This window comes from Mucilaginibacter sp. AK015, from assembly GCF_014200785.1.
Taxonomy (GTDB): Bacteria; Bacteroidota; Bacteroidia; order Sphingobacteriales; family Sphingobacteriaceae; genus Mucilaginibacter.
The window spans coordinates 1-15,637 of record NZ_JACHCV010000008.1; the positions used below are offsets into that span (position 1 = coordinate 1).

At 46.7% G+C, this 15,637-nt stretch carries 16 protein-coding genes and 2 pseudogenes; 4 read left to right on the plus strand and 14 right to left on the minus strand.

Going from position 1 to position 15,637, the window contains the following annotated elements; genetic code table 11:
* Positions 1-162 (plus strand): annotated as a pseudogene (locus tag HDC91_RS20080) (glucosamine-6-phosphate deaminase); the annotation flags it as partial.
* 166 nt (positions 163-328) lie between these two features.
* On the opposite strand, the gene HDC91_RS19390 reads toward HDC91_RS20080, so the two are convergent.
* From HDC91_RS19390 to HDC91_RS19415, 6 genes are all read right to left on the minus strand, one after another.
* A complete protein-coding gene (locus HDC91_RS19390) occupies positions 329-943 on the minus strand; it encodes a DUF4142 domain-containing protein (RefSeq protein ID WP_183555033.1) in 615 nt (204 codons plus the stop codon).
* A gap of 200 nt (positions 944-1,143) precedes the next feature.
* Positions 1,144-2,832, minus strand: coding sequence for a glutamate formimidoyltransferase (gene ftcD / locus HDC91_RS19395; protein ID WP_183555035.1), 1,689 nt, complete (start codon positions 2,830-2,832; stop codon positions 1,144-1,146).
* A 159-nt stretch (positions 2,833-2,991) separates the two neighbouring features.
* Positions 2,992-4,212 carry an imidazolonepropionase gene (gene hutI, locus HDC91_RS19400; RefSeq protein ID WP_183555037.1) on the minus strand — a complete coding sequence of 407 codons (1,221 nt, stop codon included), beginning with the start codon at positions 4,210-4,212 and terminating at the stop codon, positions 2,992-2,994.
* A gap of 193 nt (positions 4,213-4,405) precedes the next feature.
* Positions 4,406-6,079, minus strand: a complete 1,674-nt coding sequence (hutU, locus tag HDC91_RS19405) for a urocanate hydratase (RefSeq protein ID WP_183555039.1) — start codon at positions 6,077-6,079, stop codon at positions 4,406-4,408.
* Complete coding sequence (gene hutH, locus HDC91_RS19410) at positions 6,057-7,616, minus strand: histidine ammonia-lyase (protein WP_183555041.1); 1,560 nt, start codon at positions 7,614-7,616, stop codon at positions 6,057-6,059. The genes hutU and hutH overlap by 23 nt, the downstream gene beginning before the upstream one ends.
* A complete protein-coding gene (locus HDC91_RS19415) occupies positions 7,603-8,106 on the minus strand; it encodes a MarR family winged helix-turn-helix transcriptional regulator (RefSeq protein WP_183555043.1) in 504 nt (167 codons plus the stop codon). Before HDC91_RS19415 ends, hutH begins: the two co-directional genes overlap by 14 nt.
* Positions 8,107-8,383: 277 nt before the next feature.
* On the opposite strand from HDC91_RS19415, the gene HDC91_RS19420 reads away from it, so the two are divergent.
* Both HDC91_RS19420 and HDC91_RS19425 read left to right on the plus strand, forming a co-directional pair.
* Positions 8,384-8,827 (plus strand): SRPBCC domain-containing protein, encoded by a 444-nt coding sequence (locus HDC91_RS19420; protein WP_183555045.1) that lies wholly within the window; start codon positions 8,384-8,386, stop codon positions 8,825-8,827.
* Positions 8,828-8,890: 63 nt separating this feature from the next.
* A complete protein-coding gene (locus HDC91_RS19425) occupies positions 8,891-9,556 on the plus strand; it encodes a basic secretory protein-like protein (protein WP_183555047.1) in 666 nt (221 codons plus the stop codon).
* Positions 9,557-9,750: 194 nt separating this feature from the next.
* On the opposite strand, the gene atpG is transcribed toward HDC91_RS19425, so the two are convergent.
* Entirely contained in the window at positions 9,751-10,656 is a 906-nt protein-coding gene (gene atpG, locus HDC91_RS19430; protein WP_183555049.1) for an ATP synthase F1 subunit gamma, read from the minus strand.
* A 35-nt stretch (positions 10,657-10,691) separates the two neighbouring features.
* On the opposite strand from atpG, the pseudogene HDC91_RS20220 reads away from it, so the two are divergent.
* Positions 10,692-10,745: pseudogene (locus tag HDC91_RS20220) on the plus strand (CRISPR-associated DxTHG motif protein); the annotation flags it as partial.
* 42 nt (positions 10,746-10,787) lie between these two features.
* On the opposite strand, the gene atpA reads toward HDC91_RS20220, so the two are convergent.
* From atpA to HDC91_RS19465, 7 genes are all read right to left on the minus strand, one after another.
* The gene (atpA, locus tag HDC91_RS19435) at positions 10,788-12,362 is read right to left on the minus strand and encodes a F0F1 ATP synthase subunit alpha (protein ID WP_162430893.1); all 1,575 of its coding nucleotides are present in this window, start codon (positions 12,360-12,362) and stop codon (positions 10,788-10,790) included.
* Between the two features lie 33 nt (positions 12,363-12,395).
* Positions 12,396-12,944, minus strand: coding sequence for an ATP synthase F1 subunit delta (gene atpH, locus HDC91_RS19440; protein ID WP_183555051.1), 549 nt, complete (start codon positions 12,942-12,944; stop codon positions 12,396-12,398).
* 72 nt (positions 12,945-13,016) lie between these two features.
* Positions 13,017-13,511 carry a F0F1 ATP synthase subunit B gene (gene atpF, locus HDC91_RS19445; protein WP_162430889.1) on the minus strand — a complete coding sequence of 165 codons (495 nt, stop codon included), beginning with the start codon at positions 13,509-13,511 and terminating at the stop codon, positions 13,017-13,019.
* Positions 13,512-13,609: 98 nt separating this feature from the next.
* Complete coding sequence (gene atpE, locus HDC91_RS19450; protein ID WP_067062340.1) at positions 13,610-13,819, minus strand: ATP synthase F0 subunit C; 210 nt, start codon at positions 13,817-13,819, stop codon at positions 13,610-13,612.
* A gap of 47 nt (positions 13,820-13,866) precedes the next feature.
* Entirely contained in the window at positions 13,867-14,946 is a 1,080-nt protein-coding gene (atpB, locus tag HDC91_RS19455; protein WP_255476799.1) for a F0F1 ATP synthase subunit A, read from the minus strand.
* Positions 14,947-14,978: 32 nt separating this feature from the next.
* Positions 14,979-15,365 (minus strand): hypothetical protein, encoded by a 387-nt coding sequence (locus HDC91_RS19460; protein WP_162430885.1) that lies wholly within the window; start codon positions 15,363-15,365, stop codon positions 14,979-14,981.
* Positions 15,362-15,592 (minus strand): AtpZ/AtpI family protein, encoded by a 231-nt coding sequence (locus tag HDC91_RS19465; protein WP_183555055.1) that lies wholly within the window; start codon positions 15,590-15,592, stop codon positions 15,362-15,364. The genes HDC91_RS19460 and HDC91_RS19465 overlap by 4 nt, the downstream gene beginning before the upstream one ends.
* Between the last annotated feature and the right edge of the window lie 45 nt (positions 15,593-15,637).

The window sequence follows — 15,637 nt, forward strand, 5'->3', positions numbered from 1 at the left end:
AAACATCAGTCGCAAAAGGACAGGCCGGTTTTCCCCGGCGATGATGCACGCGAGTTTTGGGTACGGGCCGAGGACCGGAACCGCGAAACCGCCCAAAACTATGACAGGCTCGGCATGGCAGAATATGCCGCTATGGAGGCTTTTGTCAGGTATCACTTTTAAAAATAGAATAATCAGCCTCGTTTAGAGAAGCGTGGCGATGTGGCGATCTTCGACATGAATCCCCTACTTTTGTCGAAGATTCCACGCTATCGCCCGCAATGACGGGTGGATAAAAAGAAAGGGCCGCAATTGCAGCCCTTTCTTTTTATGTGTTATGTGGTAACGCTTATTTCTTTACCGCATCGTTAGCTTGTTGTGCCATTTCTAAATGGTGTTTCAAAACGGGGACAGTTTTTGCAGCAAAGGCCTTTAACTCGGCATCCTTGCCTTTGTCGGCTTCTTTTTGAAATTCCTCAATGTCTTCTTTATGGTCTTTCACCATATAATCTGTATAAGCTTTATCAAACTCCGCTTTGTTAAGCTTGGCCATATCGTCATAATCCTTCTGGGTTTTGTTATCCAAAATGGCCGGCAGGGTAATGGTTTTGGTACCGGCAATACCCATCAGTTCTTTGTTAGCCTTCGAATGGTCGTCAACCATCATTTTAGCAAACTCAAGCACTTTTGGTGATGAGCCCTTGCTTAACGCCAGTTTCCCTAACTGCACTTCCATCATGCCGCCGTTGGCTGCCATTACCGCGAATTTGGTATCATCAAGCACCTCTGTCGAGTCTTGAGCTTTAAGCGCCTTTTCGTTACTATCGATGGCGGCATCGGTGCTGCTGCTGTTATACATGGCTGCACTATCGGTATCTGCGGTTCCTTTGCTGCCATTGCCGCTGCAGGATGCCAGGGCAGCACCCATTGCTATCACTGAAAGAAATTTTGATATGTATTTCATGATATTGAATGTTAATTTGTGTTAAAAAAATTAACCAATAATTATGCCACAAGAACGCTTAAAGCATGAGGTTTTGCCTGGCGTAAACACTTCTAAAGAGATTGCCCTGTGCCGGCTATGCGCGTTGATATATTTTTTGCAGAAAACACCATACTTTATGCCTCTGTTTTACCCCTACTTATTCGCAAAGTATCGCTTCTCTACAGTTTTATTTTGCTATTTACCAGTGCAATAATCTCTGCCTCGGCGGCGATGGTTTTTTGTTCTATATCTTCGCCGCGTGTTAGTATATCCTCTACGAAAGTCCCGTCCTTATAACCCGAAGCGTTGATCTTTACATTCATAAAAGCACCCATCACTGCCGACCGCACACAGAGCGCCGCCACACCCGCATCTGTTACCGAATTCGGGTTGCCTGTTTCTACCATCGCCTTTATCAGCGTTAAGCTTTCAAAACTGGTTTGCATAACCTTAAATGGGATTTCGATAGCGTATCTGGTAGCGTCTTGTATAGCCTGGTCGCGGACTGCCTTTTCCTCTTCGTTTCCTTTCGGCAGGCTAAAGGCCTCCATAATTTTGTTGAAAGCCGCGGTGTCTTTATCAACCAGGCTCAGCAATTCATCTTTAAATTTCTGCCCCTGCTCCGCCCAACTGCCAAACTCTTCCCAGCGGCTGTCCCATCCTTTTTTATGCGATGACAGGTTGGCCACCATAGTAGCCAGGGATGCGCCCAACGCGCCGATATAGGCCGATATTGAGCCGCCACCAGGGGCCGGGCTCTCGCTGGCGGTTTCGTCAGCAAAGGCGGTAAGCGACATGTTTACCAACCTGCTTGCCGCCGTATCTTTCAGCAGATATTCAATGATCCGCTCGTCCGGATTAAAGGGACCAAGTTCATCTAGGCCCATTGATTTGACAGCAATTTTGATCAGTTCTTTTTCGCTTACCCCGACCGAACGTTGTTGTTTCCGCAAGAAATATTTCCCTGCATCCAGCATGGCTTTAAGCGGTATCAGGCCAACCAATTCGCTGCCCGTTACCCGGATACCACGATCAGCCGCTTTCCTGCAAACCTCATCAAAGGCCACATGTATCGGTGTAACCTCAATATTCGTCAGGTTCATCGATATCTGGGCAACGCCGTATTCCTCGATATACCAACCAATGGCCTTTACACTTTTTAAAGTACCGGGTATTGATCTCGGTTTGCCGTTCTTATCAGTGATAATTTTGCCTGTAACCGGGTCGCCCTCGCGCATTACACGGCCAGCCTCGCGCACATCAAAAGCAATGGCATTTGCCCTGCGGGTTGACGTAGTGTTTAGGTTGATGTTATAAGCAATCAGAAAATCGCGTGCGCCGATAACGGTAGCACCCTGCTTAGTGTCCATCTCTGCCGGACCATAGTCGGGCTTCCATTTTGGTTCTTTTATCTTTTTGAAAAAGCCTTCGTATTCACCTGCCCTGATCACCGACAGGTTATCGCGGGTTTTATCTGCCTGCGCATGCTGGTACAAGTACACCGGTATAGCTAACTCCTCGCCCACACGCTTGGCCAGTTGCTTTGCGTATTCGGCGGTTTCTTCCATCGTGATATTGGCGATCGGTATCAGCGGACAAACATCGGTAGCGCCCATGCGCGGATGCTCTCCCTTGTGCCTGCTCATATCTATGAGTTCGCCGGCCTTTTTTATGGCCAGAAAGGCTGCCTGTACCACCTGTTGCGGCTCGCCCACAAAAGTTACCACCGTACGATTGGTTGCCTTTCCCGGGTCAACATTCAGCAGGCGTACGCCTTCAACAGATTCTACCTCGTCGGTTATTTGTTTAATGATGGCCAGGTTTACACCTTCGCTAAAATTTGGTACGCATTCAATTAATTGGTTCATTGGTTTATTAGTTCAATGGTTCATTGGTCTTTTAATTCCCTCCCTGGGGAAGGGCGTGTTGGTCTGTGTTGCGGCAGGGAGGGGGCTGTGTGCTCTTTATCGCTTTTAGAACCCCTCCCTGCACCCTCCCGTTGGGAGGGAATCGCACATGCCTACACTTTATATCTCGCCGCCAACCCAAACCTGGCTCGGCTTCAATTTTCCCTGGTAATATAATATTTCGCGGTAGTCGGCACATGGGTAGGCCTGCATATCGGCAGGCAAGCCCGGCGCTAATATACCACCTTCAATTTTTAATGCTGATGCCGCGCGGAAGGTTAACCCCGCAAAAACTTCGGCAGCAGATAGCTTTTCGGCGGCGCTCATTACCGCGGCCTGCATCAGCAGATCGCCCATTGGCGCCGAGCCCGGGTTCCAGTCGCTGGCAATAGCCAGGCAGGCACCAGCGTTTAGTAATTTACGTGCGGGGGCGTATGGCATACCCAACCCCATTGACGCCCCGGGCAACGTAACAGCAACTATATCCGAGTCAGCTAATAGTTCAATTTCATGATCACCGCTGGCTTCCAGGTGGTCGGCAGAAAGCGCGCCTGTCTGTACGGCAACAGCACTGCCGCCCGTGGTGAACTGGTCGGCATGTACGGTAATATCAAAACCCATTTGTTTAGCTTTGTTTAAATATATCAAAGCATTTTCTGTATTAATGGCGCTTTGTTCAATAAATATATCTACGCGATTGGATAGGTTTTCCTGCTTGATGATGGGCAACAGGTGATTCACTAAGTGCTGCAAATACTCCGCTTGCGATCCTATAAAATCTTTCGGCACCATGTGCGCGGCAAGGCAGGCAGGTATTAGTTTGACCTCTGCTTGTGCTGATGCCGCTTTAATAGCACGCAGCTGTTTTAGTTCTTCATCCAAACTTAATCCGTATCCGCTTTTTACCTCAATGGTGGTTACCCCCTCAGCCAAATGGCGGTTAGCCCTTTGCAACAGCGATGCTACCAACGAAACTTCATCCGCCGCCCGGGTTTGGGTAACTGTGTCCCAGATGCCGCCGCCTGCTTTGGCAATCTCCAGGTAGGTTTTACCCGCGATGCGCATGGCGTAGTCATTAGCACGGTTACCGGCGAAACAGATATGTGTATGGCAATCTATAAACCCCGGCAGCAAAACTTGCTGCCCCGTAATTTCTTCTATATGCGCGGATGGGGTGGCTTTCCGCAATTCATTAAAGTTGCCAATGGCTAATATCAGTCCACGCTCCACCAGCACACCTCCGTTGGGGATGATGTGCAATTGCTCATCCTGCAAAGCGCCCTTTAAGGGCAGCCCTGTTAAGGAGAGTATCTGGGTAAACGGACCTATTAGTTTTTTCATTGATATTATAATATATTCCAAACGTCATTGCGAGGAGCGATAGCGACGCGGCAATCTTCGACACGCTTATAGCCGACTTTTCTATCGAAGATTGCCACGCTACGCTCGCAATGACGGTTCTGCTTATATGACGGCTTTATTAATTGGCTGCTTTCCAACTAATCTCTAATCACTAACCTCTAATCACTAACACCTACCACACCTTCAAACCAAACCTGTCTGCCCAGTCCTGCGCCTTATCATACCCGGCATCGGCATGGCGGAAGATACCCATCGCAGGGTCGTTATACAGTACACGTTTAAGGCACGTTGCAGCACGTTCGGTGCCATCGGCAACTACTACCATGCCCGCATGCTGCGAGTAGCCCATACCTACCCCACCACCGTGGTGGAACGATACCCATGTGGCGCCACCTGACGTGTTGGCCATCAGGTTTAATAGCGGCCAGTCAGATATGGCGTCCGAGCCATCCTTCATGGATTCGGTCTCTCGATTTGGCGATGCTACCGAGCCGCAATCCAGATGGTCGCGACCTATTACGATCGGCGCTTTTACCTTACCGCTTGCCACCAATTCGTTGAATATCAGGCCCGCTTTTTCGCGTTCGCCCATACCCAGCCAACAAATGCGTGCTGGCAGGCCCTGGAAGGCTATCTGTTTCTGCGCTTTTTCCAGCCAGTTTATTAAGGGCTTATTTTCGGGGAAGGCTTCCATCAAAGCCTTGTCGGTAGTGTAAATATCTTCGGGATCACCGGATAGTGCTACCCACCTGAACGGCCCTTTGCCTTCACAAAACAACGGGCGGATAAATGCCGGGGTAAAGCCCGGAAAATCGTAGGCGTTTTGCTCGCCGCCCTGTTTGGCAAATTCGCGCAGGTTGTTGCCGTAGTCAAAAGTTACCGAACCACGTCTCTGTAATTCCAGCATTAAACCAACATGCCGTGCCATACTTTTAAGCGACAGGCGTTTGTATTGTTCAGGGTCGGCCTTACGCAGATCGAGGGCCTCATCAAGCGTTAATCCGTTAGGCACATAACCATTCAATGGGTCGTGTGCCGAGGTTTGGTCGGTCACCATATCGGGCACAATGCCATCGGCAATCAATCTTTGCAGCATATCGCCGGCATCGCTAACCAAACCAACCGAAAGTGTTTTGCCCTTAGCTATGGCATCCTGCACCCAACTTATCGCTTCGTCATACGAGTGTGTCAGCCGGTCGATATACTTACTATCGATACGTTTCTGAATACGCGTTTCATCTACATCAGCCCCTAAAAACACGGCGCCTGCCATTGTTGCGGCTAAGGGCTGCGCGCCGCCCATACCGCCAATACCGGCACTGACGATCAGTTTTCCAGTTAAGTTACCATTAAAATGCTGACGACCGGCTTCCACAAAAGTTTCGTAAGTGCCTTGTAAAATGCCTTGTGTGCCGATGTAGATCCAACTGCCGGCGGTCATCTGTCCGTACATCATCAGGCCGTCGGCACGTAGTTTATTAAAATGCTCCCAGGTGGCCCATGCCGGCACCAGGTTGCTGTTGGCTATTAAAACCCTTGGCGCCTGAGGATGGCTGCGAATAATTCCAACCGGCTTACCGGACTGTACTAATAAGGAATGATCATCATCCAGTTCCAGTAAAAGCTCGATTATCTTCCTGAGCGATTCGGGGTTGCGGGCAGCCTGGCCAATGCCGCCATACACTACCAATTCGTCGGGGTTTTCGGCAACCTGCCCGTTAAGGTTATTCAGCAGCATACGCAGGGGTGCTTCGGTCTGCCAGCTTTTGGCGTGCAGTTGGTCGCCAATCGGCGCATAATACACCGGGTGTTTGGCGTAGGTATTAATAAATTCCGAATTCGTCATCTTCAGTGATGTTGATTTTATGTTTTTGAGCGGCCTCAGTGGCTACCGACTGTAATTGACCGCTTGTAATTAATTGATGCAGGGCGTTTATATCATCTGCAAATATTCTGTCCTCTTTTATAAAAGGCACATGCTGCCTAACCAGTTGGTGCAGGGTCTCTATCACAGGTGTACTTTGCAAAGGCCTGCGAAACTCCAAAGCCTGCGAAGCATACAGTAACTCTATAGCCTGTATATACTCGATATTATCAAGTACCATGTGCAGTTTGCGCCCGCTGACAGAGCCCATGGAAACATGGTCTTCCTGGCCCAGCGAGGTAGGCACACTATCGGCGCTTGCCGGGAAACAAAGGGTTTTATTTTCGGTAACCAATGCCGCGGTGGTGTACTGCGGTATCATCAGGCCGGAATTTAATCCCGCGTGTTCGGTCAGTAATTTTGGCAAGCCATAGCGCCCTTCGCTCATCAGGTAGCAGCGGCGGTCGGCAATGTTACCCAGTTCGGCAGCTGCAACGGTAGCATAATCTAAAGGCAAAGCCAGGGGCTGCCCGTGAAAATTGCCTCCGCTGATGGTATCATCAGCATTAAAAATAACAGGGTTATCTGTAACGGAGTTTAGTTCAATTTCGGTAAGCTCTTTTAAATGCAGCCAGGCGTTGCGCGATGCGCCATGCACCTGCGGCATACAGCGCAACGAATATGGGTCCTGCACCCTATCGCAATCTACGTGTGAACCGCCAATTGCCGAGCCTTGCAACAGGGCGGCTAAACGCTTTGCCACAAGCTTTGTGCCCTTATACGGGCGAATGGTATGGAGCCTCGCGTCAAACGGCTTTGCTGAGCCCATAAGGCCTTCAAGCGACATAGCACCGATCAGGTCGGCGTTATTGAGTATATTGTTTAAGCGTTCTACGGCTTTAATAGCAAAGGCCAAAATGAATTGGGTACCGTTGATAAGGGCGAGCCCTTCTTTAGGGCCTAATGTTAACGGCTGTAAGTTATACTGTTTCAGAACATCTCCTGCTGGGAGTTTTTGATTGCCTGCATTCACATACCCCAAACCAATCAGCGGCAAAAACAGGTGCGATAGCGGCGCCAGGTCGCCGGATGCGCCGACCGAGCCTTTCTCTGGCACAACCGGGATCACGTCATTATCAATATGCCATATTATTCTTTCCAAAGTTTGTGGGGCAATGCCCGAATATCCCTGCGCCAATGCATGTACCTTAGTGATCAGCATCAGCTTGGCAATTTCCTGCGGGATGGGTTTTCCTACACCTACGCTGTGGCTCTTAAGGATATTACTTTGCAGCAGGCTGGTATCTTGTTCAGATATCCTGGTATCGCAAAGCGGACCAAAGCCGGTATTGATGCCGTATACCGGAAGGTGGGCGTGCACTATCTTCTCTACTTCTTTCCACGAAGTATTGATATGCCCGGCAGCGGCCGTATTTATTATACCTTTTACCGTGCCTGCCGCGATATCCAGGCAAGTGCCTATCTTGAGGTGATCAATACCGTAATTAAATTTTTTCATCAAGTATCGGGTTTAGTTTTTCGCCAACCTTACCGGCGAGGTTATAATTACGGAAGCTGTTTTCTAATGCCGATATAGCAGGCAACATTTTTTGTATAGCCGGGTCGCTTTCGGCAAGTTCGCTCATGCTGTTGCTAATTGCATCCCAAACAGGTAATATTTGTTTCAGCAGGCTGCGCCCATTATCTGTAAACTGCACCAGTTGCCTGCGGCCATCATCGGCGCAAACCGTAGTTTCTACCAGTTTGCGGTTTTTTAAGTTGGTTATCAACTGGCTGGCTGCAGGGTGCGATACTTCCGTTTGTTCGCTTAGTTCTTTTATTGAAAGCGAATCGTTTTTAGAGAGCAGGTAAAACACCGGGAACCAGCTGGCATCAAACTCAATGCTTTCATTCTGGTAAATGCGGTTTATTTCGCCAAGAAAGGTTTCGCTCATTCGCCTCAAGCGACTGCCCAAAACCAGGTATCCTAAACTTTGATACAAATTCATAATGCAATTTATATAAGCGCTTATATAAATGCAAGTTTATTTTTAATAAAGCGTTTATTTTACTCACCTGGTCATCGCTTCGCCCGACCACCCTCTCTACTTCGTAAAGACGGCTTTTGCCTTCCCACCCTCTTTGCGCGGCAGCGAGGGTGGCGCACGTAGTGCCGCGGGGCGAGTAAATTTAACTTCTTGTCCCAATTCCCCTCTTAACTTGTCGTAATTGCACCCGCCTTTTTTAGCAGGTACCGCTCATCTTTGTATCATTAACTTACAGATCATGAAAGAGCAATATAGCATCAGCATTAACGCGCCGCGAAAAAAGGTTTGGGAAACCCTTTGGGGCGAAACCACTTACACGCAATGGACAGCCCCGTTTTGCGAAGGATCTAAAGTTGTTACCGACTGGCAGGAGGGCAGCAAAGTATTATTTATCGACCGTGAGGACCGGGGTATGATAGCCGTAATAGCCCGCTGTATCCCTTATGAACATATGTCGTTCAAAATGCTGGGCGAATTGGTAAATGGAATAGAGGATTTTACCAGCGAAAACGCCAAAAAGATTGCCGGCGCTTTTGAAAACTACACCTTAACCCCTGAAGGCGATAAAACCTTACTGGTAATTGACCTGACCGGGATGAACATGGATAAGGGCATTATGGATTATTTGGCTGCGGCCTGGCCAAAAGCGTTGGAGGCTTTGAAACTGATTGCAGAAGAATAGCATTGTATCAGGCTTTTTACGGTGTTATGGCATGCGTTTGTGCTTTTACACTATTTTTGCCTTATGAAAAAATTAACAGTACTACTATTAACAACGCTGATATGCGGCACAGGCTTTGCCGCGCGCATTGATACGATAAAAAGGGAGGGTTATACCCTGATCGTCTCGGGTAACGACGAACACTTTGATGATGCCATTAAACAAAAGCTCATCACCACTTTTTTTACCGTTTACCCAAAAATCGTTAAAGAGTACAACAAAAAGAGCCTGAAAACAGTAAACTTTTTTATAGATACGGCATACCATGGTGTTGCTGCTACCGATAACGGCCGCGTTGTTTTCAGCGTTGCGTACATGACCAAACACCCTAACGATATTGATGTGGTTACCCACGAGGTGATGCACATTGCACAGGATTATGGCGACTTTGACGGACCCGGCTGGCTAACCGAAGGTATTGCCGATTATGTGCGTAACGAGCACGGCGTAGCCAACCCGGCGGCTAACTGGAAACTTCCCGATTATAAGCCGACCCAAAATTATGACAACGCCTACCGCGTTACCGCGCGCTTTTTGGTTTGGGTTGAAACAAAAGTTAAAAAAGGAACGGTTAAAAAGCTGGACAGTCAAATGCGCGACCGCACTTACACTGCGGCCTCATGGAACAAATTAACAGGTAAATCGGTAGATGAGCTCTGGAAAGATTATTCCGCAAATCCGGCTATATAAATAAACGTAATTGCGAGGAGCGTAGCGACGTGGCTACCTTCGATAGAAAAGTCGGCGACCTGCATGTTGAAGATTGTAACGCTATAGCTCGCAACGAGCGGGTGCGTAAGTTGCGGTGACGCTACAAAGAATATAAAAACAAGAAAGGCTTTCCAAATAGGAAAGCCTTTCTTGTTATAGTTTGATGATAATTATCAACCGCCTAATGCTGCCGCACCACTTACGATCTCGGTAAGTTCGGTAGTGATGGCTGCCTGGCGGGCCTGGTTGTACGAAAGCTTAAGGGCTTTCAACAGGTCGCCTGCGTTTTCGGTCGCTTTGTCCATGGCGGTCATACGTGCGCCATGTTCAGATGCGTTCGAATCCAACACTGCACGGTATAACTGTATCTTAATATTCTTAGGGATCAGCTGTTCTACAATTTCTTCCTGCGATGGCTCCAGTATATAGTCAACCTGACTTTCAACCACCTCAGCTTTGGTTTTAAAGGCTTCCTTAGGCTTGGCTTCTGACCTTGGCACCGGTAATAACTGTTCGGTTATCAGGTACTGCACGGCAGCGTTACGGAAATGGTTATAAACCAGTTCAACACGGTCGTAATCGCCGTCTACAAAGCCCTGCATTATCGCTTCGGTAATTTTAGAAGCGTTTATAAAGTTAAGGTCAAGGTACAGGTCGTTATTGTTGCCTATAACATTGTATTTACGGCGCTGATAATATTCCTGGCTTTTTTTACCAATAGCAACAATGGATACGTTGCCCGCACTTAACTGCTTGCTGTATTTTTCGGCTATCAGGTTATTGGCCGCCTTTATTACGTTGGTATTGAAAGCGCCAGCCAAACCACGATTTGATGATACAACTACAACCAGTACACGTACCGGTTCGCGCTGCTGTAAAAATGGCGAGGCGCCATCCTCAAGGCTTGCCGATAAGTTAGCCAAAAGGTCTTTCAACTTGTTAGCATAGGGGCGTAATTGTACAATGGCATCAGTAGCCCTTCTCAGCTTAGCCGCCGAAACCATTTTCATGGCTTTGGTTATCTGCTGCGTTGAGTTTACGGATGCTATCCTGTTTCTTACTTCTTTTAAATTAGCCATCTTTTGAGATTTGAGATTTGAGATTTGAGATTTGAGATTTAACTCATTCCTTCAATCTGATCCCGTTTATTTTTATCTATAAGAAGTGAGTATTTGTCTCAATACTCACTTCTCATATCTCATATCTAAAATTAGTACTTACCTGCCAGTTCTTTAGCTACTGTTTCCAGCACGCCGGTTAACTGGTCGTCAAATTTACCTGCCTTTAGGGCGGCCAGCACTTCGGGGTGGCGTTGCTCTAACTGGTTGGTATATTCTACTTCAAACTCTTTTATCTTGTTCACCGGTACGTTACGCATCAGGTTTTTAGTACCCAGGTAAATAATAGCTACCTGTTTTTCAACCGTTACCGGCGAGTACTGGCCTTGCTTTAATATCTCAACGTTACGGGCACCTTTATCAATTACGCTTTTAGTTGATGCATCAAGGTCTGACCCGAATTTCGAGAACGCCTCAAGCTCGCGGTATTGTGCCTGGTCAAGCTTAAGTGTACCGGCAACTTTCTTCATTGATTTGATCTGCGCGTTACCACCCACACGTGATACCGAGATACCTACGTTAATGGCCGGGCGGATACCCGCAAGGAACAAGTTCGACTCCAGGAATATCTGGCCATCGGTGATCGAGATCACGTTGGTTGGGATATACGCTGATACGTCGCCTGCCTGTGTTTCGATGATAGGCAACGCTGTTAACGAACCACCACCTTTTACGATGTGCCTGATAGACTCGGGCAAATCGTTCATTTGCTGCGCGATGTTGTCATTGCTGTTAACCTTAGCGGCACGCTCCAATAAACGGCTGTGCAGGTAAAACACGTCGCCCGGGTAAGCCTCGCGGCCTGGTGGGCGGCGCAGTAACAATGATACTTCGCGGTAAGCAACAGCCTGTTTTGAAAGGTCATCATAGATGATCAATGCCGGGCGGCCGGTATCGCGGAAGTATTCGCCAATTGCAGCACCTGCAAACGGCGAGAAGAACTGCATGGTAGCCGAGTCTGATGCATTGGCCGCAACAACTATCGAGTATGGCATAGCACCGTTCTCTTCCAGTGTGCGTACAATGTTTGCCACTGTAGAGGCCTTTTGGCCGCACGCTACATATATACATGTTACAGGCTGGCCTGCATCATAAAACTCTTTTTGATTGATGATGGTATCGATACAAACAGCGGTTTTACCGGTTTGGCGGTCACCAATAACCAACTCACGCTGGCCACGGCCGATAGGGATCATCGCGTCGATAGCTTTGATACCTGTTTGCAATGGTTCGGTTACCGGCTGGCGGTAAATAACACCAGGTGCTTTACGCTCCAAAGGCATTTCGTAAGTCTCACCTACTATCGGGCCTTTACCGTCAATTGGGTTACCCAAGGTATCAACAACACGGCCAAGCATACCTTCGCCTACGTTGATTGATGCGATACGGTTGGTACGCTTTACGTTATCACCTTCCTTAATATCGTCAGATTTACCTAACAATACCACACCTACGTTATCTTCTTCAAGGTTCAGTACGATACCTTGTAAACCGTTATCAAATTCAACCAGCTCACCTGATTGTACTTTAGTTAATCCGTAAACGCGTGCAATACCATCACCCACCTGGAGCACGGTACCCACTTCTTCTAATTCAGATTCTGACTTAAAGCCGGCCAATTGCTGACGCAAAATTGCTGATACTTCGTCTGGTCTTACCTCTACCATTTTTTGAATTTATTTTAGAGTTTTAATTTAATATTATTTGATCGCAACTTGCGCAAATTCCTTTTTCATCCGCTTTAAGCTGCTGGCAATGCTGGTATCAACCTGCCTGTCGCCAACGGTTAGTACAAAGCCGCCAATTAACGATGGGTCAACCTTATCCTTAAGCTTAACAGTACCGCCAATTGCCTGCTGCACATCATCAAGCATTTTCTTTTTGTTTTCGGCAGATAAAGGTGATGCTGTAACCACCCTGGCATTGGTAATATGATTTTTGATATCATACAAGCCAATAAACTCCTGTGCGGTAGTGAACAAAACTTCGCCACGGCCTTTATTTACCATGATATTTAAAAACGCGAGGGTTACTTTACTAACGCTGGCGCCAAAAACATCGGCCAGAATATGTACCTTTTTGCTGTGCGATATGATCGGGTTAGCCAAAACAGCGCCCAATTCTGAGCTGGCCTTAACCGTTCTCAGAAAAAGCTCCATATCATTCTTAACCGCTTCAAGGCTGTTTTGCTCTTGCGCAAGGTCAATCAATGCTTTCGCGTACCTTATTGCTACTGTTATTTCTGACATATCTTTTGAGATGTGAGATGTGAGATATAAGATGTGAGAAAAAGTCTCAGATCTCCTATCTAAATCTCATTTCTATAATTTCACTTCCTTTAACAGGTCGGCAACCAGTTCATCTTGTTTTTCCTGGTCTTCCAGTTGTTTGCGTAAAACCTTTTCGGCTATCTCTAACGACAAGGCCGCAACCTGGTTTTTAACGTCGGCCATAGCAATGGCTTTCTGGTTGTTTATCTCGATACGGGCAAGCTCTATCTGGCGGGCACCTTCTTTGTGTGCGGCATCCTTAGCATCGCTTATGATCTGGTCTTTTACCTTTTTAGCTTCCTGCAATATCGCGTCGCGCTCTATACGGGCTTGTTTTAATAACGCTTCGTTCTCGCTGGTTAGGCGGCTCATTTCTTCTTTAGCAGCCTCGGCTTTCGACAGCGAATCTTCTATAAAGCGCTCACGATCGTTAAGGGCACCCATAATAGGTTTCCAGGCAAATTTGGCCAGTAAAAAAAACAATACCACAAATGATACCGTTGTCCAGAACACTAAACCAATATCGGGGGTAACTAATGGATTCATTATTATATGTTGATATATATTTTAAAAAATCATTTAATAACCGTACCCGCGGCCAATCGCAACGGGTACGGTTAAAATTTTATCCTCGGGCAGAAAAATTATTTCAAGCCCAGGAATGACACAACCACAGCAAACAGTGCAACACCTTCTACAAGGGCCGCAGCGATGATCATTGCAGTTTGGATCTTTGAAGCAGCTTCTGGCTGGCGTGCAATACCTTCGCAAGCTTTACCACCAATTTGACCGATACCGATACCGGCACCAATTACTGCTAAACCTGCACCAAGTGCGGCGATACTTCCAATCATTGTTTTAAATTTAAAGTGAATATATAGTATATAATTATTTACAAATATTAATGGTGGTGCTCTTCTATCGCTGTACCTATAAACAGGGCGGTTAACAGCGTAAAGATAAAGGCCTGTAATGCTGCTACCAGCAACTCAAGCACATCCATGAACACCACAAAAGCAACGGATACCGGCGCTATAGCAAACGATTTGAACACGAATATCAGCGATATTAAGCTAAGCACAATAATGTGCCCTGCTGTAATGTTGGCAAACAAACGTATCATTAAGGCGAAAGGCTTTGATATGATACCTACCAGCTCGATAACCCACCATAAAGGCCATATCCAGCCAGGTACATCGGCCGGTACAAACACGTGCTGCCAGTAATGCTTGTTACCATTCAGGTTCACCACAAACAAGGTGATAACCGAAAGCACCAGCGTTACTGCTATATTACCCGTTAAGTTTGCACCACCCGGAAAGAACGGCACCAAACCTATAAGGTTGTTTATCCATATAAAAAAGAAAACCGTTAATAACAGCGGCATAAAACGCTGGTATTTGTACCCAATGTTTGGGCGGGCAATATCGTCCCTAACAAACATTATAATCGGCTCTATAAAAGATTGCAAACCTTTCGGGGCTTTACCCTGGCGTTTTTTGTATGCTGATGCCACACTCAAAAATATAAGCAGCAGGAAGATGATCGACATCCACATACTTACCACGTTGCGGGTGATCGAGAAATCGTAAAGTTTACTTGTAGCCGCCTCATCAACCTCGCCGGCCTCGTTAACTATCTTAACTTTATCGTTAACCAGCTTATAGTTGTAATTAGCCCCTTTATATACACCGGCCGCTTCGGCTTCGTGCGCGCCTTCTTCTTCATGAGCAAACCTTGCAGACGAGAAGATCTCCAGGCCCTTGTCAGTATAAACAATTACCGGTAACGGCAAATGGCTGTGACCAATAATATGCAGCGAATGCGAATCGGCAATGTGCTCTAAAATAACCTCGCTCGGTTCAAACTTTTTTTCTGTGCCCTCGGCATGTTCTTCCTGCGAAAAAGCCGGTATCGAAAATGCGGTCAGCGTTAAAAAAACGGCACAAATTCGTAAAAGTGTAAAAATTTTTGAGTTCAAAATCGAGCTGTTATACATCTAAATAAAGTTTTTTACTTCAAATTTTGGTTGCGCAAGTTACGCAACAAAACGTAAACTTCAAAGGCCATATTTAAGAAATATAAGTAAAAGAAATCGGCCGCAAAAATCGTCTTTTCCACCTTGTTTTTGAGTATAAAAACCACCACAAATGCAAGGCTGACCAATAATTTGAAAACGGTTACTGCCAAAAAGGTTTGGGCGTAGTTTTCGGGGTTGATTTTTTGCGTAACCAAAAGCGCCACTACCACCAAAAGGGTAAGGCCGGTTATAAAAGCAAACATCGCCCAAAAGTGCGGTATCAGCAAATGGTTATTGCCGCTAAACATTGCCCAGGCAGGCAAGGCAGCCAGCAACAGTATGAAAACAACGAACGAGATAAGGGTAGCTTGAATCTTCAATTTCTTACAGATCTGATAACGATGAATAATGATATAAATACCCCTATTAATGATAAAAGCGCTGTTACCCATTTGGTACCGTGATGGGCATTTTCATCAATTTTATAACCCGCATAGGCAAAAATACCGATGATAACTATCATCTGGAAGGCCATCCCTGTATATTTGGCATAGGCGCTTAGTTCCTTTACTGGTTCTTTGTCGTCCGGTTTTTCGTTTTTAGGCATCCGCAAATTTATTAAACCTATTGCATAATCTTTAGTATTTTAGCA

Coding starts and splice junctions, on each gene's coding strand:
- atpE (WP_067062340.1), bottom strand. CDS start 13,819: ATGATTGGAAGTATCGCCGCACTTGGTGCAGGTTTAGCAGTAATTGGT.
- HDC91_RS19390 (WP_183555033.1), bottom strand. CDS start 943: ATGAAATACATATCAAAATTTCTTTCAGTGATAGCAATGGGTGCTGCC.
- HDC91_RS19420 (WP_183555045.1), top strand. CDS start 8,384: ATGAAAGAGCAATATAGCATCAGCATTAACGCGCCGCGAAAAAAGGTT.
- atpG (WP_183555049.1), bottom strand. CDS start 10,656: ATGGCTAATTTAAAAGAAGTAAGAAACAGGATAGCATCCGTAAACTCA.
- hutI (WP_183555037.1), bottom strand. CDS start 4,212: ATGAAAAAACTAATAGGTCCGTTTACCCAGATACTCTCCTTAACAGGG.
- hutU (WP_183555039.1), bottom strand. CDS start 6,079: ATGACGAATTCGGAATTTATTAATACCTACGCCAAACACCCGGTGTAT.
- HDC91_RS19415 (WP_183555043.1), bottom strand. CDS start 8,106: ATGAATTTGTATCAAAGTTTAGGATACCTGGTTTTGGGCAGTCGCTTG.
- HDC91_RS19425 (WP_183555047.1), top strand. CDS start 8,891: ATGAAAAAATTAACAGTACTACTATTAACAACGCTGATATGCGGCACA.
- ftcD (WP_183555035.1), bottom strand. CDS start 2,832: ATGAACCAATTAATTGAATGCGTACCAAATTTTAGCGAAGGTGTAAAC.
- atpA (WP_162430893.1), bottom strand. CDS start 12,362: ATGGTAGAGGTAAGACCAGACGAAGTATCAGCAATTTTGCGTCAGCAA.
- HDC91_RS19465 (WP_183555055.1), bottom strand. CDS start 15,592: ATGCCTAAAAACGAAAAACCGGACGACAAAGAACCAGTAAAGGAACTA.
- hutH (WP_183555041.1), bottom strand. CDS start 7,616: ATGAAAAAATTTAATTACGGTATTGATCACCTCAAGATAGGCACTTGC.
- atpF (WP_162430889.1), bottom strand. CDS start 13,511: ATGAATCCATTAGTTACCCCCGATATTGGTTTAGTGTTCTGGACAACG.
- atpH (WP_183555051.1), bottom strand. CDS start 12,944: ATGTCAGAAATAACAGTAGCAATAAGGTACGCGAAAGCATTGATTGAC.